The organism is Bradyrhizobium sp. USDA 4504 (assembly GCF_054063995.1).
In genome coordinates this window covers 2,757,617-2,779,207 of record NZ_JBSSGV010000001.1, presented here as the reverse complement: position 1 = coordinate 2,779,207, position 21,591 = coordinate 2,757,617, and the positions used below count along the sequence as shown (strand labels likewise).

General features: G+C 64.9%; 28 protein-coding genes and 1 pseudogene. 15 read left to right on the top strand and 14 right to left on the bottom strand.

Features of this window, described 5'->3' with window-relative positions; translation table 11 throughout:
- Positions 1-171: 171 nt before the first annotated feature.
- From ACVMB1_RS12655 to ACVMB1_RS12640, 4 genes are all read right to left on the bottom strand, one after another.
- Positions 172-366 (bottom strand): hypothetical protein, encoded by a 195-nt coding sequence (locus ACVMB1_RS12655; protein WP_016846119.1) that lies wholly within the window; start codon positions 364-366, stop codon positions 172-174.
- Between the two features lie 523 nt (positions 367-889).
- Positions 890-1,348 carry a hypothetical protein gene (locus tag ACVMB1_RS12650; protein ID WP_092083366.1) on the bottom strand — a complete coding sequence of 153 codons (459 nt, stop codon included), beginning with the start codon at positions 1,346-1,348 and terminating at the stop codon, positions 890-892.
- Positions 1,349-1,385: 37 nt separating this feature from the next.
- Positions 1,386-1,550: a hypothetical protein gene (locus tag ACVMB1_RS12645; RefSeq protein WP_016846117.1), complete on the bottom strand. Its 165-nt coding sequence runs from the start codon at positions 1,548-1,550 to the stop codon at positions 1,386-1,388.
- Positions 1,551-1,638: 88 nt separating this feature from the next.
- On the bottom strand, positions 1,639-1,899 hold the full coding sequence (locus ACVMB1_RS12640; protein WP_057018487.1) for a DUF3551 domain-containing protein: 261 nt from the start codon (positions 1,897-1,899) through the stop codon (positions 1,639-1,641).
- A gap of 334 nt (positions 1,900-2,233) precedes the next feature.
- Between ACVMB1_RS12640 and ACVMB1_RS12635 the strand changes: the two genes are divergently transcribed.
- Positions 2,234-3,025, top strand: coding sequence for a hypothetical protein (locus ACVMB1_RS12635; protein WP_200844441.1), 792 nt, complete (start codon positions 2,234-2,236; stop codon positions 3,023-3,025).
- Positions 3,026-3,181: 156 nt separating this feature from the next.
- On the opposite strand, the gene ACVMB1_RS12630 is transcribed toward ACVMB1_RS12635, so the two are convergent.
- On the bottom strand, positions 3,182-4,033 hold the full coding sequence (locus ACVMB1_RS12630) for a 3-hydroxybutyryl-CoA dehydrogenase (protein WP_141340401.1): 852 nt from the start codon (positions 4,031-4,033) through the stop codon (positions 3,182-3,184).
- 578 nt (positions 4,034-4,611) lie between these two features.
- Between ACVMB1_RS12630 and ACVMB1_RS12625 the strand changes: the two genes are divergently transcribed.
- The 7 genes from ACVMB1_RS12625 to ACVMB1_RS12595 all read left to right on the top strand — a co-directional run bounded on the left by ACVMB1_RS12625 (position 4,612) and on the right by ACVMB1_RS12595 (position 8,776).
- Positions 4,612-4,758, top strand: coding sequence for a hypothetical protein (locus ACVMB1_RS12625; protein WP_176936926.1), 147 nt, complete (start codon positions 4,612-4,614; stop codon positions 4,756-4,758).
- 193 nt (positions 4,759-4,951) lie between these two features.
- Positions 4,952-5,167, top strand: coding sequence for a hypothetical protein (locus ACVMB1_RS12620; protein ID WP_141340403.1), 216 nt, complete (start codon positions 4,952-4,954; stop codon positions 5,165-5,167).
- A gap of 128 nt (positions 5,168-5,295) precedes the next feature.
- Positions 5,296-5,553 carry a hypothetical protein gene (locus tag ACVMB1_RS12615; protein ID WP_141340404.1) on the top strand — a complete coding sequence of 86 codons (258 nt, stop codon included), beginning with the start codon at positions 5,296-5,298 and terminating at the stop codon, positions 5,551-5,553.
- A 161-nt stretch (positions 5,554-5,714) separates the two neighbouring features.
- Positions 5,715-7,004, top strand: coding sequence for a hemolysin family protein (locus ACVMB1_RS12610; RefSeq protein WP_141340405.1), 1,290 nt, complete (start codon positions 5,715-5,717; stop codon positions 7,002-7,004).
- Between the two features lie 121 nt (positions 7,005-7,125).
- Positions 7,126-7,725, top strand: coding sequence for a formyltransferase family protein (locus ACVMB1_RS12605; protein ID WP_018271570.1), 600 nt, complete (start codon positions 7,126-7,128; stop codon positions 7,723-7,725).
- A gap of 192 nt (positions 7,726-7,917) precedes the next feature.
- A complete protein-coding gene (locus ACVMB1_RS12600) occupies positions 7,918-8,277 on the top strand; it encodes a hypothetical protein (protein WP_076828571.1) in 360 nt (119 codons plus the stop codon).
- Positions 8,222-8,776, top strand: coding sequence for a hypothetical protein (locus ACVMB1_RS12595; RefSeq protein WP_076828573.1), 555 nt, complete (start codon positions 8,222-8,224; stop codon positions 8,774-8,776). The genes ACVMB1_RS12600 and ACVMB1_RS12595 overlap by 56 nt, the downstream gene beginning before the upstream one ends.
- Before the next feature lie 70 nt (positions 8,777-8,846).
- Here the strand turns inward: ACVMB1_RS12595 and ACVMB1_RS12590 are convergent, their stop codons facing one another.
- A complete protein-coding gene (locus tag ACVMB1_RS12590; RefSeq protein WP_057018605.1) occupies positions 8,847-9,245 on the bottom strand; it encodes a RidA family protein in 399 nt (132 codons plus the stop codon).
- A gap of 231 nt (positions 9,246-9,476) precedes the next feature.
- Between ACVMB1_RS12590 and ACVMB1_RS12585 the strand changes: the two genes are divergently transcribed.
- On the top strand, positions 9,477-10,352 hold the full coding sequence (locus ACVMB1_RS12585; RefSeq protein ID WP_141340406.1) for a DMT family transporter: 876 nt from the start codon (positions 9,477-9,479) through the stop codon (positions 10,350-10,352).
- An 86-nt stretch (positions 10,353-10,438) separates the two neighbouring features.
- Here ACVMB1_RS12585 and ACVMB1_RS12580 read toward each other — a convergent pair whose 3' ends face one another.
- Both ACVMB1_RS12580 and cysK read right to left on the bottom strand, forming a co-directional pair.
- The gene (locus ACVMB1_RS12580; RefSeq protein ID WP_050400483.1) at positions 10,439-10,678 is read right to left on the bottom strand and encodes a BrnA antitoxin family protein; all 240 of its coding nucleotides are present in this window, start codon (positions 10,676-10,678) and stop codon (positions 10,439-10,441) included.
- An 18-nt stretch (positions 10,679-10,696) separates the two neighbouring features.
- On the bottom strand, positions 10,697-11,671 hold the full coding sequence (gene cysK, locus ACVMB1_RS12575) for a cysteine synthase A (protein WP_141340407.1): 975 nt from the start codon (positions 11,669-11,671) through the stop codon (positions 10,697-10,699).
- Positions 11,672-11,895: 224 nt separating this feature from the next.
- Between cysK and ACVMB1_RS12570 the strand changes: the two genes are divergently transcribed.
- Positions 11,896-12,111, top strand: coding sequence for a hypothetical protein (locus ACVMB1_RS12570; RefSeq protein WP_028332087.1), 216 nt, complete (start codon positions 11,896-11,898; stop codon positions 12,109-12,111).
- A gap of 9 nt (positions 12,112-12,120) precedes the next feature.
- Here ACVMB1_RS12570 and tgt read toward each other — a convergent pair whose 3' ends face one another.
- Entirely contained in the window at positions 12,121-13,254 is a 1,134-nt protein-coding gene (tgt, locus tag ACVMB1_RS12565; protein ID WP_057018496.1) for a tRNA guanosine(34) transglycosylase Tgt, read from the bottom strand.
- Between the two features lie 333 nt (positions 13,255-13,587).
- Between tgt and ACVMB1_RS12560 the strand changes: the two are divergent.
- The 4 genes and pseudogenes from ACVMB1_RS12560 (at position 13,588) to ACVMB1_RS12545 (ending at position 17,657) form a co-directional block, all read left to right on the top strand.
- Positions 13,588-14,636, top strand: a pseudogene (locus tag ACVMB1_RS12560) (patatin-like phospholipase family protein).
- 97 nt (positions 14,637-14,733) lie between these two features.
- Entirely contained in the window at positions 14,734-15,495 is a 762-nt protein-coding gene (locus tag ACVMB1_RS12555; RefSeq protein WP_141340408.1) for a TetR/AcrR family transcriptional regulator, read from the top strand.
- Between the two features lie 262 nt (positions 15,496-15,757).
- Positions 15,758-16,375 (top strand): PepSY domain-containing protein, encoded by a 618-nt coding sequence (locus ACVMB1_RS12550; RefSeq protein WP_076828582.1) that lies wholly within the window; start codon positions 15,758-15,760, stop codon positions 16,373-16,375.
- A 244-nt stretch (positions 16,376-16,619) separates the two neighbouring features.
- Positions 16,620-17,657, top strand: coding sequence for an aspartate-semialdehyde dehydrogenase (locus tag ACVMB1_RS12545; protein ID WP_141340409.1), 1,038 nt, complete (start codon positions 16,620-16,622; stop codon positions 17,655-17,657).
- Between the two features lie 167 nt (positions 17,658-17,824).
- Here the strand turns inward: ACVMB1_RS12545 and queA are convergent, their stop codons facing one another.
- The 5 genes from queA to coaD all read right to left on the bottom strand — a co-directional run bounded on the left by queA (position 17,825) and on the right by coaD (position 21,005).
- Positions 17,825-18,901 (bottom strand): tRNA preQ1(34) S-adenosylmethionine ribosyltransferase-isomerase QueA, encoded by a 1,077-nt coding sequence (gene queA / locus ACVMB1_RS12540; protein ID WP_141340410.1) that lies wholly within the window; start codon positions 18,899-18,901, stop codon positions 17,825-17,827.
- A gap of 114 nt (positions 18,902-19,015) precedes the next feature.
- Positions 19,016-19,480 (bottom strand): peptidylprolyl isomerase, encoded by a 465-nt coding sequence (locus ACVMB1_RS12535; protein WP_016846097.1) that lies wholly within the window; start codon positions 19,478-19,480, stop codon positions 19,016-19,018.
- Positions 19,456-19,893, bottom strand: a complete 438-nt coding sequence (locus ACVMB1_RS12530; protein ID WP_057018502.1) for a hypothetical protein — start codon at positions 19,891-19,893, stop codon at positions 19,456-19,458. Before ACVMB1_RS12530 ends, ACVMB1_RS12535 begins: the two co-directional genes overlap by 25 nt.
- A 5-nt stretch (positions 19,894-19,898) precedes the next feature.
- Positions 19,899-20,462, bottom strand: coding sequence for a peptidylprolyl isomerase (locus ACVMB1_RS12525; RefSeq protein ID WP_028332096.1), 564 nt, complete (start codon positions 20,460-20,462; stop codon positions 19,899-19,901).
- 45 nt (positions 20,463-20,507) lie between these two features.
- Positions 20,508-21,005: a pantetheine-phosphate adenylyltransferase gene (coaD, locus tag ACVMB1_RS12520; RefSeq protein ID WP_057018504.1), complete on the bottom strand. Its 498-nt coding sequence runs from the start codon at positions 21,003-21,005 to the stop codon at positions 20,508-20,510.
- Positions 21,006-21,271: 266 nt separating this feature from the next.
- Here coaD and ACVMB1_RS12515 point away from each other — a divergent pair, with 266 nt between their 5' ends.
- Positions 21,272-21,529 (top strand): hypothetical protein, encoded by a 258-nt coding sequence (locus ACVMB1_RS12515; protein ID WP_057018505.1) that lies wholly within the window; start codon positions 21,272-21,274, stop codon positions 21,527-21,529.
- Positions 21,530-21,591 lie beyond the last annotated feature (62 nt).

Sequence of the window (21,591 nt, the reverse complement as noted above, 5' to 3'; positions counted from 1 at the left end):
CGCCGCCGAGATCGCGCAATCTGATGGCAGCGTCGCCCGATGTGTTCAAGCATCTCGATGCCGACGACGGTGGACCGAAAGGTCCTGAAGCCGGCGGCTTTAGGCGCAGACCGCATCCGCGCCATCGGGATCGGTCGTCGTGACCGGCGCCCTCGTCACGCCCTCAACCGGTCACAGCCTCAAGCATCGAAACAGCTGCGCGAGCGCGGTGTTGGCGGATTGCGCGCGCCGTTCGACGATTTCGGCCGCGGCGGCGTAGTTGCGCGCCAGGATCTGGAGCGCGCGGCGGGCATCCGGCAGCGTGGATTGCTCCGCCATCTCCAGGCACTGATGCTCGAAATATCTGAGCTCCTCAAGTTCGGTCATTCGCGAATCGTCCGATCGGGTCCTTACATTTTCGAACTCAGTGCGCCAGCGCCCTAGTGAAAGTTTGGCAAGTTTGTTGCGGGGGACGCGCAATCTGGTCGGAGTGTTTCTGGACGCATGATTTGATGACCACCGCTCCGTGACCGATGCGAGGGTGAGCCGCGCGGATCGACAAGCGCGTGCAATCGTCTCACAATGCGGCGGGCTCGCTTGGCGAGCCTCGGAACACACGCGGTTGGTGCGGTATCGAATTGGCTTTGTTGGACCGATGAGGAAACGCGATTGGGCTTTCGTGGCGGCCTGTGTGGCAGGCGCGCTGCTGTTCGGCGTCTGGAGTTTCCAGATGGGTATCGCGTATCATCGATCCCAGCACGGCGCGACCGACCTCTCCAGTTCGCACCGGCGGAGCCAGGACGGCGCGTCCGCGCACAGCCCGGCCCGGCCGAAGGCGGATGATGGCGATCAGGCCGGGCAGCCGCGATAGACGCCACGATCGCGTTCGTCACCGCCACATCGCGTCGGACTAGGCCCAAGCCAGGCCTGCCATGCCGGCGGCGCCATCGTCATCTGTCTTCGCATGCGTGAGCCGCCTGCGGCGCGTGCTGTCCTTGGCGCGACGGTGACGAACGCCAAACCTGTGCAGCGCCATCGGCACATGCTGCATCACGCCGCGGACGAGACCGATAGCCTGTCTGACGACCGCCACAACCGTCGCAACCCGGGTAAAGAAGCCGATCAGGAAGATCATCGAGAAAATGTCGATATAGGCCAGCACATCGCCGACCAGCATCAGCTCGGGAGGAAGCGGAATCCGGTGCCAATAGGCGCCGATCACGATCGCAACCGGGATCAGCGCGATCAGCTTCCGCAACGTCAGCCGATCGAGCAAGGCGGCGAGCTCAACGACCAGGATCTGCCACAGCCAATCGCCAAGCGCGGCCGGCTTGTCGATCGTCCAAGTTTGCCACAAACGCTGCCACATCGCCGCTCCGCCTCCCCTTGCGCGCAATACCGGCGCGCTACGGCTTCGACGACGCCTCGCTGCCGCTGCCCTCGTCTGCGGCGCCCTGCGCATCAGCCGGGTCGGCCGATGGAAAGATGCGCTCATAATTCGCACGCGCCTCGCGGATCAGACGCGCACGCTCGCGTTCGGACTTCGAGATGAACCTGATGATCTCGCCCATATTCGCTCCAAGGCAGAAAAAATGATCCGACCGTCAGCTATGCAACCATCGTGCCCGACGGTCGCTTGGCCCGACCTCCTTGCACCGCTCAGCGGAACGCCCGCGGCGCCAACCGCTGCTGGCTGAAGGCAACGCGCGGATTGATGCCGCAATAGGCGTCGCGGCCCGACGCGGATGCCTGGCACTGCTGATAGGTCTGGTAGCCGCAATAGCCGGGATATCCCTCCTGCCGGCCCTGGATGCACCAGGGATACTCGTAGGGATCGGCCGCCGCAGGCGACGCGGAACCGACAATCCAGCTCGTTCCGAGCGCCGCGAACGCCAGAATTGCCCAATTCGTCCTGCGCATGATCGTGTTTCCTTGCTCAATCCGGCTCCCAGCCGCTGATCTAGGTACGGCGGCAGGATCTGCGAGGTTTCCGGGCACCGCCTCAAGAAGCTGTGACGATGGCTCAAAGCCCGGTCGCGCCACGGTGAGGACCGGCTGACCGGTCATCGGCCCCCGCGGCCTCCAGACCCGCTGCCCGCCGGGCCATCCCAGCGCATGTAGTTAACCGGCGCCTAATCGCAGATGCCCGGTTGAAATGTACGACTTAAGCGCGCCGCAAGGCGGCTGCCCTAGTCTCCCGCGCGGCTCAATGGACGACGACACCCGGAGAGGGCTCGTCGCACGGGGGATAATCATGCGCAGCACGCTCATTGCTTCAATGATCCTGTCACTTGCGGCCGGAGCGGCCGTTGCCGGACCACGAATGTCGGGGGCGTCCGAGGCGGCACCAAGCAGCGTCGAGAAATATCGCGGCTACGTCTTCGATCTCTCCGAGAACGCCGACCGCAAGGACGTCACCAGCATCGCCGACATGGTCCGCCGCCAGCTCGACGTCGTGGAAACCGCGGGCTTCAGCCCGAAGGTGTTGCAGTTCTTCCATCGCGTGCCGATCGTTGCGAGCGAGATGGCGTGTCTCGACGAAGGCGCGGCAGCGGCCTGCTATGGCTTGACGCCGCCGGAATGGGACCGCGGCACGACCCGCGACGTCACCATCTGGGATCACGACAAGCAGCAATGGACCAATTCGGATCCGCTCGCGCTTGCGCTCGATTCCGGCATCGGCATCATCAGGATGCGTCCGAACATGATGCGTTACGCGAAGGACCCGGTGCTGCTGCACGAATTCCTTCACGCCTATCACGCGCGGCTGATGCCGAACGGCTTTGAGAACAAGGGCATCAAGGGCTTCCTCAGCCAGGCCAAATCGAAGGAGCTGTTCGCCAAGGAGGCCTATGCGCTGAAGAACCAGCAGGAGTTCTTCGCGGTGACGGCGAGCATCTTCCTGGCCGGCAAGGATTCCGAGCACGAACCCTATACGCGCGCCACGCTGAAGGAGAAGATGCCGGACTACTACAAGTTCCTCGTCGGCCTGTTCGGCGCCGATCCCGATGAAACCGGCGTCACGCCGGTCGCATCGGCCAACTGAGCCCGGTATCCCACAAAAAAACGAGGCCCGGTGTGCCTAGGAGACCGGGCCTCGTTTCTGATGTCCCCCGCCTCGTGGCGGATCAGGTCTTGTCGTTACGCGACCTTGTCCGCGCGATCCATCCCGGATGATTACGGGGTCGGGCGCGCGCCGGCCTCACTTGCTGTAGCTGTAGAACCCCTGCCCGGTCTTGCGGCCGAGATGGCCGGCGTCGACCATCTCCCTCAGCAGCGGCGCCGGCCGGTACTTGGGGTCGTTGAAGCCGGTGTAGAACACCTCCATCACCGACAGCATCGTGTCGAGCCCGATCAGATCGGCGAGCGCGAGCGGGCCGATCGGATGGTTGCAGCCGAGCTTCATGCCGGCATCGATCTCCTCGGCGGTGGCAATGCCTTCCTGCAGCGCGAAGATCGCCTCGTTGATCATCGGGCACAGGATGCGGTTCACCGCAAAGCCGGGGCTGTTCTTCGCCGTGATCGCCACCTTGCCGACTCGCTTGGCGAACGCTTCGGCCTTGGCGACGGTGTCGTCCGAGGTCTGCAGGCCCCGGATCAATTCGAGCAGCGCCATCACCGGCACCGGATTGAAGAAATGCATCCCGATGAAGCGGTCGGGACGATCGGTCGAGGCTGCAAGGCGGGTGATCGAGATCGACGAGGTGTTGGTTGCGACCAGTGCGCTCGGCTTCAGCCCCGCACAGAGATCCTTCAGGATCTTGACCTTCAGCTCCTCGTTCTCAGTCGCGGCTTCGATCACCAGATCGCAGGCGGCGAGCTTGGCCTTGTCGGTGGTCGCATTGATGCGCCCGAGCGTCGCGTCGCGATCGGCCGCGGTCATCTTCTCCTTGGCGACCAGCCGATCGAGACTGCTCCCGACCGTCTTCAGGCCGCGCTGGACCGCCGCGTCGGAGATATCCACCATGGTCACGCCGAGGCCTGCCGCCGCGCAGATCTGCGCGATGCCGTTGCCCATGGTCCCGGCGCCGATAATGCCAACCGTCTCAATCATTGCGTTCGTCCCTCGTCGCTTGCGTGGCCGCGCGGCCGCATCGTCAAAAACGGCGGACCGGAGGGGTCCGCGGATGGCGCATGAATAGCAGTCCGGCCGCACGGCCGATACAGCGGAGGCTGGTATTCCGGTGAGGTCTATTCGGGGCGCGGCGGGACAGGCCGCCGTGGCGGAACAGCGGGCCGCGGCGGCGATAGGGTGCGCGGCGGTTCGGCCGCGCGCGACGGTTCGAGCACGCGGTTAAATCGGACGATCCACCAGGCCAGCCGCCCGTAGCTGCGGCGCAGCGCCGATCCAAATCCCTCGTCGATGTCCTGGTCACGATCCATACCCCTATCAATAACGTGCATCCTTGAAGGAACGGTGAGCGCCATCACGTGCCGCGCCGGCAATCGTTAGGAAGCTGGCAACTATTTCGCGCAAGCCTCGGTTGACGGCGTGGGCGCCGTAATCTCCCGGATTGCGTGCGAGAGACATTGCGCCGCAGCATCGCCATGCCGGTGCGACTCGCATTTTGTTGATCGAATTTTCCGCGGCGCGCCGCGACACAAGGACATTAGACGACGAGGGCTACGCCCATGCTTGCTGAAAAATTCTTTTTGGTGCTCGAGACATTGCTCAACGGCCAGACCCATTCCGACGGAAGCCCCCGCGTGGTGAGCACCGCGCCCCACATCCCGGTCGAGCTTCCGCGCGAAGGCCAGCCGAAACGCAGCCCCCGCTAGGCCGCTTGCTGGCGGCAGGTGGTCGCCAAGGCCGATCTGGAGTCGCCGCGGCCACGTTGCTGCGGAATGCTGATCGCGACGTTTGCCTCCGCCAGTTGGCCCGTCGTGACGCACGAAGCCATTTGGCCGGAGCGGCTCCTCCGCTCGTGATCCAGCTCATACTACACCGCTCCCGCAACGACGTGGTGCCGCCGTGGACGATAAGACCGACAGCAAGACCGATTTCGGAAGCATCGCCGTCGCAATCTGCGTCGCCGCCTACATCGCGATCATGCTGGCTTATCTCGCCCAATACGATCTCGGCCTGACCGCCGCGCAGACGCGCCATCTCTCGATGCTCGCGGCGCTGTCCCTCGCGCTGCCGGTCGCGCTGGATTTGCTGCGCACCGGGCCCGGCGACGCTCGCTGACGCGGGCACGAACAAGCCTGCCGCCTCCGATCTGCCCTGCCGCAAACGCGCCCGCGCAACATAGCGCTAGGTGAAGCGACGCGAATCAGCGTTACTTTGCAACTGATCGCTTCGTGGGATTTGGCGGCATGACCCAGCCCGACGTGTTTGATCAGAAGGTTCTGGATCAGAACATTCGCGAACTGCAGGAATGGCTGCGCAAGGCCTGGCAGCAACTCGCGGACCCCTCGCTCACCGCCTTCTCCCGCCGCGAATTGCGCAACCAGATGAAGCAATGCAACGCCGATTTGCGCGTGCAACTGCAAGCCGCCTCCAAACGAATGCTGATGCAGCCCGCCTCATCGGGCAGGAGGTTCGCCAAGCCGCCGCTGCGGATCCTCGCCTAGGCATGATGCCAGCGCGCCAAAATGCCGCGATCTCCTGCTGCATGCTGGCCATACGCACCCTCTGCTTGTGCAGGGACGTCCGACAAGGCACAGCAAAACCGCTCCGGTATGCCTATATTGGGTCGTGTAGCGGCCAACGCCGCCAATGTTTAGGTACTCCCGTGCTATATCTGGAACTTGCGATCGTGGCGGTCTTGATCGTCGTCAACGGTCTGTTGTCGATGTCGGAGCTCGCGATCGTTTCCTCGCGTCCGGGGCGTCTCGCGGCGCTGGTCGAACGAGGCGTCAGCGGTTCGCGCCGCGCCCTTGCACTGGCCTCCGATCCCGGCAAGTTCCTCTCTACGGTGCAGATCGGCATCACGCTGATCGGCGTGCTGTCGGGCGCCTTCTCGGGCGCAACGCTCGGCCAGCGTTTGACGCAATGGCTGTTTGAGCTCGGCGTGTCCCCAAGTGTCGCCGACGCGGTCGGCGTCGGCCTCGTCGTCGGCGTGATCACCTATGCCTCGCTGATCGTCGGCGAGCTGGTGCCGAAGCAGATCGCATTGCGCGATCCCGAGTCGATCGCGGTCAAGGTCGCTCCGGCCATGACCATGATGGCGCGGCTGTCGCTGCCGCTGGTGTGGCTGCTCGACCGTTCCGGCAAGTTGCTGCTGTGGGTGCTCGGCCATCGCGAGGATGCACAGGACCGCGTCAGCGAGGACGAGATCAAGACGCTGGTGGTGGAGGCCGAGAACGCCGGTGTGCTCGAGCCCGGCGAAAAGGAGATGATCGCCGGCGTGATGCGGCTCGGCGATCTGCCGGTCGGCGCCGTGATGACGCCGCGCCACGAGGTCAGCCTGATCGACCTCGCCGCTCCCGCGGCCGAGATCCTGGCGACGCTGCAAAAGAGCAGTCACTCGCGCTGCGTGGTGTTCGACGGCAACCGCGACCATGCGCTCGGCATCGTGCAGGCCAAGGACGTGCTCGACGTCTACCTCGCGGGCCAGACGCCCGACATCCGCGCGCTGACGCGCGATGCGCCGATCATTCCGGAGACCGTCGACGCCCGCGACGTGGTCGCGATCCTGCGCGACTCCAGAGTGCATATCGGCCTCGTCCACGACGAGTACGGCACCTTCCAGGGCGTCGTCACCAGCGCCGACATCCTCGAGGCCATCGTCGGTGCCTTCCACACCGAGGAAGGACCGGCCGAGCCGGCCTATGTCCGGCGCGCCGACGGCTCCTACCTGATCTCCGGTTGGATGCCGGCGCTGGAATTCAGCGAGCTGCTCGGCATCACGCTGCCATCGCCGCGGCCCTACCAGACCGCGGCCGGCTTCCTGCTGCATGAATTCGGCGCGATCCCCGATGTCGGCGCGAAAACCGCCGCGCAGGGCTGGGAATTCGAGATCGTCGACCTCGACGGCCGGCGCATCGACAAGGTTTTGGCCAGCAAGCAGCCGGCGGCCTGACATTTGCCACCCGGCCGTCCTGTTGATAAGGGGCAAGACAGCGAAACAGGCCGCCGCGGTATGCTATCGGCATAGCGGCGGCCCGAGCAATCCCCGAGTAAACCCCACGGAATAGATCCCGATGCGCATTACCCTTGTCGGTTCCCGCCATTTCGGCGTGACGACCCTGAACATGCTGCGCGAACACCACGTCACGCTGGTCAGGGTGGTCGTCCATGACGGCGAGGACCGGCTGGCGGCAGCGGCCAGGGCGGCCGGCATCGAAGTCGTTGTCCAGGCTGATCCCAAGCTGGTGACGGCCGCCGAGATCGCGCCGGACACCGACCTGATCGTGACCGCCCACAGCCATGCCCGGGTCAGCAGGGAGGCGCTTGCCGCGTCCCGGCTCGGCGGCATCGGATACCACCCGTCGCTGCTGCCGCGCCACCGTGGCATCGCCGCGGTGGAGTGGACCATCAAGGAAGGCGATCCGATCGCCGGCGGCAGCATCTATCACCTCGCCGACCGCATGGACGCCGGCGCGATCGCCGCGCAGGACTGGGTGTTCGTCAAGAAAGGCGAGACCGCCCGCGAGCTCTGGGAGCGCGCGCTGGCGCCGCTCGGTTTGCGTCTGCTCGCCCAGGTCATCGACTATGGCAAGGTCAACGGCTCGCTGCCGGCCAAGGTCCAGGATGAGCAGTTCGCGACCAAGGCGCCGAATCTGAGCCCTGGCAAACACTAACCGAGCTAGAGTACAACAATACCTCGTTCGGAAAAGCCATGCTCGGATTTTCCGTTCCTGATCCGGAACCGAATTCACCATGATGTGTTTGAGTTCACAGGAACATTTGGGGACTCCCGCGACGCAGCAAATTTTGAACACATTGTGACAGGATAAGCCGCGTCATCACACGAAATTACAGGGATTTGATTCATGCGTTCGATCCGCATTCGCGACCTGATTTTGGTCACTTCGGTCGCTTCGGCTGCTGCCCTCACCGCTGCTCCCGTGTCCGCTCAGCAGCCTTATGACGGGCTTTGGAACGTCACCGTCGTCACCAAGACCGGCAGCTGCGAACCGTCGCAGAGCTCGACCGTGACCGTCGCTGAAGGAAAGATCTCGGCACAGGGCGCGGCGATCTCCGGCACCGTCGGCAGCGGGGGACTTGTGCGAGTCTCGATCAATGGTGCATATGCGAACGGACAACTCAGTGGCAACTCCGGATCGGGGAAGTGGAATGGGGCATCAGCTGGCGTACCATGCAGCGGCCGATGGGAAGCATCCCGTCAGTAAGATCACCAGCCTATCAAGTTTCTTTGCCATCGCGCGGCGGCCAGCATTTGCAGCCGCCGCGTTTTTCGTGACCGCACTCGCAAGTACCACGGGCCATGCCCAGTCCGGCCCGTTCGCCGGCATGGCGGGCACCTGGTCGGGCGCCGGCTCGGTCACGCTGGACGACGGCTCCAGCGAGCGCATCCGCTGCCGGGCGACGTATCACGTCGGCGGGCCCCGGATGACCATGAGCCTCACCTGCGCCAGCGACGCTTACAAGTTCAACCTAGCGGCCGATGTGCAGGCCGAAGGCAGCGTGGTCAGCGGCAATTGGAGCGAGTCCAGCCGCAATGTCAGCGGCTCGTTGCAGGGTCGCGGCGGCGGCGGCAACTTCCAGGTCGTTGCCAGCGCTCCCGGCTTCAACGCCGATATCTCGATGCGCACCACCGGCAACAAGCAGGCCGTTACCATCAGGGCTGACAGCCAGTTCCGCGGCGCCAGCATCACGCTGTCGAAGTAATCGATCCGAACTCCAACCTGGAAAGCCCTCGAGTCATCCCCGAGGGCTTTTTGTTTACGCCCCAGCGGTGCTATGCCGCAGGCACGAATGCGGTGACCTCGATCTCGACCTTGGCGCGCTGATCGACCAGCCCGTCGATATAGAGCAAGGTGGACGGCGGGAAATTGCGCCCGAGCGTCTCCTTCCACGCCGCGCCGATACCGGCGCCCGCGGCCTCATATTCGCTGCGGCTGGTCAGGTACCAGGTCAGGCGGACGATGTGCTCGGGGCCAGCACCGGCCTCATTCAACAGCTTGATGATGCGCTTCAACGCGGTGCCGACCTGGGCGGCCATCTCGGGGGCGTAGTCGCCCTTCTCGTCGCCGCCGGTCTGCCCCGCCAGCACGATCCACTTGCCGGGCGCGTCGAACGCGACACCGTGCGAGAAGCCGCGGGGTTTCGACCATTCGGCCGGTTGCAAGACGCGCATGAGCAGATCCTCCTTTTTGGCGTTCGTCATTCCGGGATGGCTCGCAGAGCCAGACCCGGAATCTCGAGATCCCGGGTTCGCCCGTTTCACGTGCGCCCCGGGATGACAGCGTAGTCGATGCTGCTTAGCAGAGATCGCGTGGGTGACGCATCACCGCGCAGACGGAATTGCGCGTTGCAAATTCATGGCAGCTCGCCGATACCGGGCACCCCTCCTCCGCCGTTCCCCGTCATGGATCGCACGCCCTCAAAGACCCGCGCAGCATTGTGGATGTCCGGCTGGCTCGCGCTGATGCTGATCGTGGCGGTGGCCGGCCGCGAGGCGACGCGCGAGGTCAACGTCTTCCAGCTGATGGCCGTGCGCGGCGTGCTCGGCTTCGCGATGCTCTATCCGCTGATCCACATGAATGGCGGGTTTGCGATCGTGAAGACGGCACGGGTGCACGTCCATATCGTGCGCAACCTGATCCATTTCTGCGCGCAGCTCGGCTGGTTCTTTGCGCTGACATTGATCCCGATCGGCCAGGTGGTCGCGATCGAGTTCACGATGCCGATCTGGACCGCGATCCTTGCGGCGAGCTTTCTCGGCGAGCGGATGACGCTGTGGAAGATCGTCGCGATGGTGCTTGGGCTGGTCGGCGTGTTCGTGATCGTGCGGCCGGCGGCCGGCGCGATCAATCCGGGCCAGCTGATCGCGCTCGCCGCGGCGGTCGGCTTCGGCATCTCGGTCGCCGTGGTCAAGTCGCTGACGCGGACCGAGCAGACGCTGACGATCATGTTCTGGATGCTGGTGGTGCAATCGCTCGCGAGCATCGGGCCTGCGGTCTATGTCTGGACCTGGCCGCCGCTCTCGACCTGGGGCTGGCTCGCCGTGATCGCGTTCTGCGGCACGTTCTCGCACTATTGCATGGCACGCGCCCTGCTCCACGCCGACGCCACTGTCGTGATCCCGATGGATTTCGTCCGCGTGCCGCTGACGGCGATCGCCGGCTGGCTGATCTATGCCGAAAGGCTCGATGTCTACACGGTGCTCGGCGCGGCCATGATCCTGGCCGGCAACCTCATGAACCTGAAACCGACCGCAAGGAAGCCGGCGCGCGCGAGGTGACGCTCGCGCCATGCGCGCGCAGCGTCGCCGCGCCCCGCCAGCCAAAGCCCGGGGATCGTCCCAGGCCTCCTGGTTTCGAAAGCGTGTTACTTTCCGGCGGCCTTGCGCAGCGCCGCGTTGATGCGATCCTGCCAGCCGGGGCCGCCCTCCTGGAAATACTCCAGCACGTCCTGATCGATCCGCAGCGTGACCTGCTCACGGACGCCGGGGACAGCGACGGTCTTTGGCACCGCGTCCGCGACCTTGGTGGTGGCGCGCTTGAACGCCGCCTCGGCTTCGCTGCGCGCATCGTTCAGGGTTCGCGGTCGCCTCGGCTGGTCAGCCATATGCTGGATTCCTGTGTCTCAGATTCCTTCAAACAGTACCGTAGAGAGATAGCGCTCCGAGAATGACGGCACAATCGCCAGAATGGTTTTGCCGGCGGTTTCCGGCCGCTTGCCGATCTGCAAGGCGGCAGCGATCGCGGCACCCGACGAGATACCGCCGGGGATGCCTTCGTTGCGCGCCAGCTCGCGCGCGGTCTCGATCGCGGTCGCACTGTTGATCTTGACGATCTCGTCGATCACCGAGCGGTCGAGGATGTCAGGGATGAAGCCCGCGCCGATGCCCTGGATCTTGTGCGGCGTATGCTGGCCACCCGACAGCACCGGGCTCTCTTCCGGCTCCACCGCGACGACACGCAATGATGGCTTGCGCGGCTTCAGCACCTGGCCAACGCCCGTGATGGTGCCGCCGGTGCCAACGCCGGCAACGAAGTAATCGATGTTGCCGCCGGTGTCGTTCCAGATCTCCTCGGCGGTGGTGCGGCGATGGATCTCGGGATTGGCGAGGTTCTTGAATTGCTGCGGCATGACAGCGTTGGGCGTCGTGCGCACCAATTCCTCCGCGGTCGCGATCGAGCCCTTCATGCCCTGCGCGGCCGGGGTCAGCACAATCTCCGCGCCGAGAAAGGCCAGCATCCGCCGCCGCTCGATCGACATCGATTCCGGCATGACGAGCTTGAGCCGATAGCCGCGCGAGGCCGCGACATAGGCAAGCGCAATCCCGGTGTTGCCCGAGGTCGGCTCGATCAGCACGGTGTCGGCGTTGATGATGCCGGCCTTCTCCATCGCCACGATCATCGCCGCGCCGATGCGGTCTTTCACGCTGGCTGCCGGATTGAAGTATTCCAGCTTGGCGAGGATCGTCGCGTTGACGCCAGCCGCCTGCGGCAATCTGCGCAGCCGCACGATCGGCGTAGAGCCGATCGCATCGACGATGGAGTCAAAGACGCGGCCGCGTCCGGGTTGCACTGCACTCGTTGTCGACGGCGCGTCCATCAAGCGGCTCCTGTAGCGGATGTGCTGGGAATATGCGGTCTTGTCTCATTAGAAGCAGCGCACCATGGCACGCAAGTGAGAAACCGCCGCAACGCGAATTCGTTGCATCGCAAAATAGAACCTACGCAAATAACGTAAAACCTACGCATTTGTGTTGCGACAAGGTCAAACAAATGGGTTTATATACTTTCGTCAGGTGCAGCTCAGAACGCAAAGGAGGTCACATGCCAGCTCTCGCTGAAGTTCTGTCGACCACAGCGTCCAGGCCCGATCCGCGCGGCTGCGATTTGCCGACCTGTCCGGTGTGTGCGGACTCCATGGTGGCGGCGGAAGCCTCCGCGTACCTGTTCGACAATTTGATCAGCTATCTCTGGACCTGCGACAACTGCGGTTACGGGTTCGTTACCAAACACGCGGTGAAACCGATCGTGTGCAACTGATCACACAGCTCATCTTGGAGCGATGTCACCGCGCGCCCAACCGGCGCGCGTTTTCGTTCTGAAGTCCTCGAACGTGCCGTTCGCCACCGCATCGCGGATGCCCTGCATCAGCTGCTGGTAGTAGGCGACGTTGATTTCGGACAGCAGCATTGCCCCAAGTGTTTCGCCTGATCGAACCAGGTGATGCAGATAGGCACGCGAATAGCCGCTCGCCGCCGGCCACGGGCTCTCTTCATCGAGCGGGCGCGGATCGTCGACGTGCCGGGCGTTGCGCAAATTGATCTGCCCGAAGCGGGTGAACGCCATGCCGTGGCGTCCGTTCCGTGTCGGCATCACACAGTCGAACATGTCGACGCCGCGCGCTACCGCCTCGAGGATGTCCTCCGGCGTGCCGACGCCCATCAGATAACGCGGCCGATCGACCGGGAGCGCCGGCGCGGTCTCCTCGATCATCGCCAGCATCACCGCCTGCGGCTCGCCGACCGCGAGCCCTCCGATCGCGTAACCGTGAAAGCCGATGTCGGTCAGCCCGCGTGCGCTGGCGTGCCGCAAATCCGGGACGTCGCCGCCCTGTACGATGGCGAACAGCATGTAGCCGTCCGGCGCCGCCTCGAAGGCGCGCTTGGAGCGCTCTGCCCAGCGCAGCGACAGCTGCATCGCGCGCTCGATGTCGGCGCGCTCCGCCGGCAACCGGACGCATTCGTCCATCTGCATGGCGATGTCAGAGCCGAGCAGCCGCTGCACCTCGATCGAGCGCTCCGGCGACAGCTCGACCTTAGTGCCGTCGATATGCGAGCGGAAGGTCACGGCCTTCTCGGTCACCTTGCGCAGCTCCGAAAGCGACATCACCTGGAAGCCGCCGGAATCCGTCAACATCGGGCCGCCCCAGCCGGTGAAGCGCTGCAGGCCGCCAAGCCCGGCAATGCGCTCGGCGCCCGGGCGCAGCATCAGGTGATAGGTGTTGCCGAGCACGATATCGGCGCCCGCATCGCGCACCTCGCGCCAATGCATGCCCTTCATCGCGCCCGCGGTGCCGACCGGCATGAAGGCGGGCGTCCGCACGAGGCCGTGTGGCGTGGTCAGGCGCCCGGTGCGGGCGGCGCCGTCGGTCGCCAGCAGTTCGAAATGATTGGGAAGAGTCATGCGGCTGCTTATTGCGTGTCGCCGGTGCCCGATCAACCCGTCGGATTGCGGCCCTCGCGCGACTTCGTGAACACGGACGACCGGCCGGATGCCGGCCTTGCATCATCAGCCCCGTTAAACAAAACGAAACAGTGTCGTTTTATGACGACAATAGAGCAACCGGCTTCCCGCAGCGACGTCGATCCGCGAACGTGACTGGCAGACATGGTCTTACCCCCTAGCGCCCGGCCCGCCGGCGCCGGCCTTTGGATAACGGCCGCCCGCGCGATCCGGCAAGCGATCCTGCTGTGCGGCCTCGCCTTGGCGCTTTCGGCCTGCAGCTCGCTGCCGCGGATGCCCTACACGGCCGCCGACGCCGCCAATTCGCGGGTGCTCGACCTCGACGGGCTGCGCCGCTATGCCGACGAGCCGGCGTCAAAATTCAAGCTCGAGAAGAGCGACCTCGCCCCGATCAAGACCTACCTCGCCCTCTCCGGCGGCGGCGCCGACGGGGCTTATGGCGTGGGCGTCCTCAACGGCTGGACCGCGGCCGGCAACCGCCCGGCCTTTTCGGTTGTCTCCGGCGTCAGCACCGGCGGACTGATTGCGCCCTTTGCCTTCCTTGGCCCGCGCTACGACGACACGCTGAAGGAGGTCTACACCTCGGGCATCGCGGAAAGCCTGCTGCAGGATCCGAGCCTGATGCGGGTGCTGTTCGGCTCCGGGCTGTTCGGCAACAAGCGGCTGCGCGAACTGGTGGCGCGTTACGTCGGTCAGGACATCCTGAGCGAGGTGGCGCGCGAAAACGCCAAGGGCCGAAAGCTCCTGATCGTCACCACCGATCTCGACACCCAGCGCACGGTGATCTGGGACATGGGGCGAATCGCCGCTGTCGGAACGCCCGAGGCGCTGCAGCTGTTTCGCGACGTGATGGCCGCCTCCGCCAGCATCCCGCTGGTGTTTCCGCCGATCATGATCGACGCCGAAGGCCAGGGCCGCCGGTTCCAGGAGATGCATGTCGACGGCGGCGTGACCGCGCCGGTGCTGACATTGCCGGATGCGCTGCTGTTCCGCGAGCGCGGCTGGCCCCCAACAGCCGCATGAACATCTACATCCTCGTCAACAAGAAGCTCGAGGGCAACTTCGAGCTGGTCTCGAACTCGACGATCGAGGTCGCCTCCCGCAGCATTTCCGCGATCACGCAGGCGCAGACACGCTCCGTGATCCTCTCGACCTATGACTTCGCCCGGCGCAACCGGCTGGGTTTCCATCTGTCCTACATCGAGCGCGGCTATCCGGCGCCGGAAACGCAGGGCTTCGACACCGCCTATATGCGCGCGCTGTACCAGTACGGATACGACAAGGCCGCCGCCGGGCAGGCCTGGACTGCAACGCCCCCTTAAGCGGCCTGCTCCCGGTACCGCGCGAATGGACGAATCCGCACGGCGCGGGTTATAGACCGGACAGACCCGTCCGATGCACAACGAGATGAATGGGCAAATGGGATTGACGGCAACCAAGGCCAAGGTGGCCAAGCGCGGCGTGATCAAGTCACGCGGCGGCCGGCCGACGCGGGACGCTGCGATCGAGCGCGACCAGCGGCTGATCGAGGTCGCCACCCGCCTGTTCCTCGAGCGCGGCTTCGATGCGACGTCGATCGACGCGGTGGCCGAGGCCGCCCGCGTCAGCAAGCCCACCGTCTACGGTCAGTATGGCGACAAGCGCGGCCTGTTCGCCGCGGTGCTCCGCCGCGAGATCGCCCGCTGGCTTGCCCCGCTCGCCGCCGCGGCAGCCGAAGCGCAGGCCGGCGGCAACTGCGACGGTTCGGTCGAGGAACGGCTGACCGAGCTCGGACGCCAGCTATTGGTGCTGAATTGCAGCGCCGACTCCATCGCTTTCAGCCGGATCCTGACCGCGCAGGCAATTAATTTCCCCGAGGTCGCCAAGCTTGCCGTCGACGAGGGCTGGTCGAAAGCGGTGTCCACCACGGCGGATTTCTTCGACCATCTGGTCGATAAAGGCGTTCTCGATCTCGAGGACACCACAATCGCCGCCGAGACATTTCTCAACATGGTGGTCGGCCACACCCACCGGATGGCAACATTCGGAATTCCGATCGACATGAAGACCGCCGAGACCCGGATGGAAGTCTCGATCCGGCTGTTTCTCGCCGGCGCCGTCGGGCCGCAGGACCGGCTTCGCGATGCGGCCAAAGAGGCGATCAAGGAAGCGACGAAGGCGCGCCGCCGCCCGGCCCGCTGACAGTTTTAGGATCGTTGCATCGCCTCACACGTTGTCGTGATGAGCCTTGAAGGAAACAGAACGAAACCGTATTGTTTAGTTGCAATGAGACGCGAAACCCAAGTTCAGCCCCCCAACGGTTTCGTGTCGCCTTGTCACTTCGATCGTCAGGACGGAGCTGCCGCCATCGCTCCGTCTGAACGTTCGGCGGCCGACCTCTGACTAACAAAGGTCGGCCGCACTTTCTCTGCCCGGGCGGCGGTTCGACGCGACGGATGCGACCATGACGACGGGACGATTACACGCACTGCGGCATTGGGTATTCGGCACGCGGCTGCTGGCAACCGCGCTCATTGCCCTGCCCTTCGCGACGCCGGCGCACGCGATCACGAGCTCAACGGCTGCAGCACTTACCCCGCAGGATAACGACACCGCGCTCGATGCGCACACGGTTCGCCGCGAGCTCGACAGCTTCCAGGCGGCCCAGATCTCGCTGCGCAAGGCGATGGCGATTGCGGAGGCGCTGCATTCCGGTTCGATAACCGCCGACATCAGCTTCGACGGCGCGTCGGAGCCTGCGGTCTACCGGGTCAAGACCATGCAGCAGGACCGCATCTGGCGGCACGCCATTGACGCGGCGACCGGCGAAGTGGTGGGTGGCGAGGCCGCCGCGCCGCTGAAGTCGCTCGGCACCGAAGACCGTGACAACCTCGCCGTGCTGAGGGCGCTCCGGCATCGCCTCGCCGACGCCGTGCGGGTGGCCGAGCGCACGACCTCCGGAAAGGCGATCAGCGGTGGCCTGATGCGCGAACGCGGCAAGCTCAATTTCGTTATCGTCGTGCTCGCCGGCAGCGACCTGAAAGAGGTGATCCTCGAACCGCCCGGCGCGCGCAGGCGCTGAGGCCGGCGCGGCACTCGCCAAGTTTTCTCTCGCCAAGTTTTCGCCCAAAAGCCGTTGACGGACGCCGATCTGTCCCGCATAAGTCCGCTCCATGATCACCGCGACCAAACGCACCAGCAAAACCACCAAGCCCTCCGGGGCCTCGGGAGGCGTGCGCGCGTAGTCGGTCGAACCGCATCATCTCTACCCGAAGCCCCGCCTGATGAAGGTCCGGGGCTTTTTTGTTGCCTGAAATACAACTCGAATGGAGGACAATGTGAGTAACGATCCCGTCGTCGCGATTGTCGGCGTCACCGGTGCCGTCGGCGCCGAATTCATCGCCACCATGGACAAGCGCGGCTTCCGCGTCGGCAAGCTGAAGGCGCTGGCGAGCGCCCGCTCGGCCGGCAAGACCATCAGCTTCCGCGGCAAGCCGATCGTGATCGAGGAACTGACCGAGCGCGCCTTCGAGGGCGTCGACATCGCGCTGTTCTCGGCCGGCAGCGGCATCTCCAGGAAGTTCGCGCCGCTTGCGGTGAAGTCCGGCGCCGTCGTGGTCGACAATTCCTCGGCGTTCCGGATGGATCCGAACGTGCCGCTGGTGATCCCCGAGATCAACGCCAACCGCATCCGCGACCACAAGGGCATTATCGCCAACCCGAACTGCGCCGCCATCACCGCGCTGGTGCCGCTGTGGCCGATCCACCAGAAGAACCGCATCAAGCGCGTGATCATCTCGACCTACCAGGCCGCGAGCGGCGCCGGCGCAGCTGCGATGGAGGAGCTCGTCGAGTCCACCCGCGCCAATCTCAACGGACAGGTCTACACCCCGAAGGTGATGCCGCACCCCTACGCCTTCAACCTGTTCAACCACAACACGGCGATCGATCCGGAGACCGGCTACAACGACGAGGAGACCAAGGTCATCAAGGAGACCCACAAGATCTTCGAGGACGAGAAGATCGCGGTCGGCGTTACCTGCGTGCGGGTGCCTGTGCTGCGCGCGCATTGCGAGTCGATCACCTTCGAATGCGAGAAGCCGATCACCGAGGACCAGGTGCGCGCGATGATGGCGCAGGCGCCGGGCGTCAAGGTCGTCGACGATCGCGCCAAGAACTACTTCCCGATGCCGATCGATGCCTCCGGCCAGGACGACGTGCTGGTCGGCCGCATCCGCAAGGATCTCAGCGACCCCAGCGGTCACTCGATCTCGATGTTCGTCGCGGCCGATCAGCTGCTCAAGGGCGCCGCCCTCAACGCGGTGCAGATCGCCGAGCTGCTGCCCGAACGCGCGATGGCGTGAATGCAAGAACCGTCATCCCCGCGCAATGGCGCAGCCATTGTCGCTGGAGGAGCCCGCGCGGCGGGCGTCTCGAAGGATGCATCGGCCCCAGTCGGGCCGTCGCCCTTCGAGGGCCGCTGAAGAAGCGGCCGCCTCAGGGTGACGGTGAAGCAACCGTGCTTGCGGAGCTAGCCTCGCGCGCGAAACAGCAAACACGCATCGCCATACGAATAGAACCGGTAGCCGTCCCTGATCGCATGCGCGTAGGCGCCCTGCATCGTCTCGAGGCCGGAGAAGGCCGAGACCAGCATGAACAGCGTCGAGCGCGGCAGATGGAAGTTGGTCAGCAAAATATCGACCGCGCGGAAGCGGTAGCCCGGCGTGATGAAGATCGAGGTTTCCGCCGCAAACGGCTCGATAGTGCCGTCGGCACTGGCGGCACTTTCCAGCAGGCGCAGCGACGTGGTGCCGATCGCGACGATCCGGCCGCCTTTTGCGCGCGCGGCATTCAAGGCGGAAGCGGTCTCGGCGGTGATGCAGCCCCACTCGGCATGCATCTTGTGCTCCGAGGTCTCCTCGGTCTTCACCGGCAGGAAGGTCCCTGCCCCGACATGCAGCGTCAGGCGGTGCAGCTCGACACCGCGGCTCTTCAGCGCGGCCTCCAAGGCCGGCGTGAAATGCAGCCCCGCCGTGGGCGCTGCGACCGCGCCCTCATTGGCGGCGAACATGGTCTGGTAGTCGCTGACGTCCTTCTCGTCAGGCTTGCGCTTGGAAGCGATGTAGGGTGGCAGCGGCGTGGCGCCGACATCGGCGATCGCCTGGTCGAGCATCGGACCATGGAACGAGAATGACAGCGTCACCTCGCCCTCCTGCCCCTTGGCCTCGACCTCTGCATCGAGATTGCCGAGCAGGCACACCCTGCCCTCATTGCCGAAGCGGATGGTGTCGCCGGGGCTGAGCTTCTTCGCCGGCTTCACCAGCGCCTGCCAGCGTGAGCCGTCGAGCCGCTTGATCAAGGTCGCCTCGATCTTCGGTTCGGTGTCGCGCCCGATGCGGCGGCCCTTGAGTTGCGCCGCGATCACCTTGGTGTCGTTGACGACGATCTGATCACCCGGCTCCAGCCACCGCGGCAGGTCGGCGATCGCGGCGTCGCGCAGCACGCCGCCCGGATGCACCACCAGCATCCGCGCGGCATCGCGCGGGCTCGCGGGGCGAAGCGCGATGCTTTCCGGGGGCAGTTCGAAGTCGAAGAGGTCGGTGCGCATGGCGGTGACTAATACTTCAGCGCCGTCATTCCGGGGCACGCGAAGCGTGAACCCGGAATCTCGAGATTCCGGGTTCGATGCTGCGCATCGCCCCGGAATGACGGAGTGTTTGACTTACGCCGCGTCGGCGGCCATGCGCGCCTTGACGATCTTGTCCGGATCCTTCACCGGCTCGCCGCGCTTGATCTTGTCGACGTTCTCCATGCCCTCGGTGACCTTGCCCCAGACGGTGTACTGGCCGTTGAGGAACGAGGCGTCGTCGAAGCAGATGAAGAACTGGCTGTCGCCGGAATCCGGATTGGCGGCGCGGGCCATCGAGGCGGTGCCGCGGACATGCGGCTCCTTGTTGAATTCGGCCTTCAGCTTCTTGCCGGAGCCGCCCATGCCGGTGCCCTGCGGGCAGCCGGTCTGCGCCATGAAGCCGTCGATCACGCGGTGGAATACGATGCCGTCGTAGAAGCCCTCGCGCACCAGCTCCTTGATCCGCGCGACGTGGCCGGGCGCGAGATCCGGGCGCATCTCGATCGTGACCGGGCCCTGGGTGGTTTCGAGGATCAGAGTATTTTCGGTAGCAGCCATGCTCGCTTCTCCTGGCTTCGGGGTGGATACTTCTTATTCCTGAACGGGATCGCGAATGGGCGGCCGGCGACTGCGCCGCCCAGGCTCTCGGTAAATGGCAACGGCGTGCAGCGTTGCAACGTCTCCATCACCGCGATCCGGTATGCAATCCGGTCGTTGTCGGTCGCCTCCTGCGATTCATAGCTGATCCTGGGATGCCCGAGGATCGCGCCCTCGCGGTTGAAGCTGACAATGACGGTGATGTCGATCGGGCCGGCCTTGTCTGCCGGCGGCGGCCGCCAGCAGCGGTGGATGGCAAGAACAACGTCCTTGATCGTATTGAGTTGCTCCGGCTCGGCCTGCACCGGTGCGGTCAGCGTCAGGCAAACCAGCGGCGCGGCGAACCAGGCGAGTGGTTTGCAGCGCGCCGCCATGCGGATCACTTGATGTCGGATGCGACCTGCACCTTCACCATCTTGTCGGGATCGGTGACGGCTCCACCAGGAGAGCCCGCAGACGCCTTCTTCAGCTTGTCGACCACGTCCATGCCCTGCACCACCTCGCCGATCACGGTGTACTGGCCATTCAGGCTCGGCCCGTCGGCGAACATGATGAAGAACTGCGAATTGGCGCTGTCGACGCTGTCGCCGCGCCGGGCCATGCCGACGATGCCGCGCTTGAACGGGACCTGGGAGAATTCCTGCTTCAGGTTCGGATATTTCGAGCCGCCGGTGCCGTTGAAGTTCTGGCCGTCGCCGGTCTGCGCCATGAAGCCGTCCATTACGCGATGGAACGGCACGTTGTTGTAGAAGCCCTCGCGCGCCAGCTGCTTGATGCGCTCGGCATGCTTGGGCGCGATATCGGTGCGCAGCTTGATGACGATGCGGCCCTTGGTGGTGTCGATCACGATCGCATCGGCCTTGTCGAGATTGGCCGGCAGCGGCTGTGCGACCGCGGGCACGACGCAGAGCAGCGCAGCAACGAATGCAAGAATGCGGATCATGGCAACTCCGGAGCTTTAACGTTGGGGTGTGGCAGGCCGCCGGGATCAGCCGGCGAACTTGGCCTTCAGGCTAGCTGCGACTGATGACGGCACGAATGAAGAGAAGTCGCCGCCCATCTGGGCGATTTGGCGCACCAGTGTGGCGGTGATCGGGCGGACCGCAACCGACGCCGGAACGAACACGGTATGCACCTCGGGCGCCATGGCCTCGTTCATGCCGGCAAGCTGCATCTCGTAATCGAGATCGGTGCCGTCGCGCAGGCCGCGAATCATCAGCGTGGCCTTGGCCGCGCGCGCCGCTGCGACCGTGAGATTGTCATAGGTCGCGCTCTCGAAGGCGCAGCCTGCCTGCTGGGCGATGGGGCCGAACACCTCATGGACCATGGCCAGCCGTTCCTCGGTGGAAAACAGCGGCTTCTTGCCGGGATGGACGCCAATGGCGACGATCAGGCGGTCGCAAAGGAAGACGGCCTGTTTCACCACGTCCAGATGGCCGTTGGTGACGGGATCGAAGGAGCCGGGATAGATCGCGATACGGGACATGGTCCCTCCTAACCCGCCCGGCTCTCCCCGGCAAGCCGCCCGGGTTCCATTGCTCGCTCGGAACAAATTTCCAGTCGTCCAGTGAACGAGTCCTGGGATGCCAGCGTCTACGGGGTGAATGTTTCGTCGGCCGTTGGCGGACGAAACAAAACCGGCCCGCGACGAAACCATTTCCCGCGGTGGCGAAGACACCAGGAAACTTGCGGCCGGTAGACATTGGACAACGAAACGACGGGCCCGGGCGGCCCGATCAACTGGGGACCGTCATGATCAAGGCACTTTCCGCCATCGCTGTTGCCGCGTTCATTGCCGCCGCGCTCACCGTGCTGCCGGGCTTTGCGCCGCAGGTCGAAGCCTCCACCCCGCAGCCGCTGGCCAAGAGCGACCGTCTCGACGTCCACCCGGTCGGCAAGGACTGCTCGCAGCAGGCCTGGCCGAATTTCGAGGCCGCGTGCCTGCGCAGCGCCGGCAACAAGACAGTGGTTCGCGAAGCCCGCCTGGTCACCGCCGACCGTACCCCGTAGCCCGTAGTCGAGCGACGTCCCTCGTCAGCCCGGCGTAAGGTCAGGCCGTCACACAAAACCCA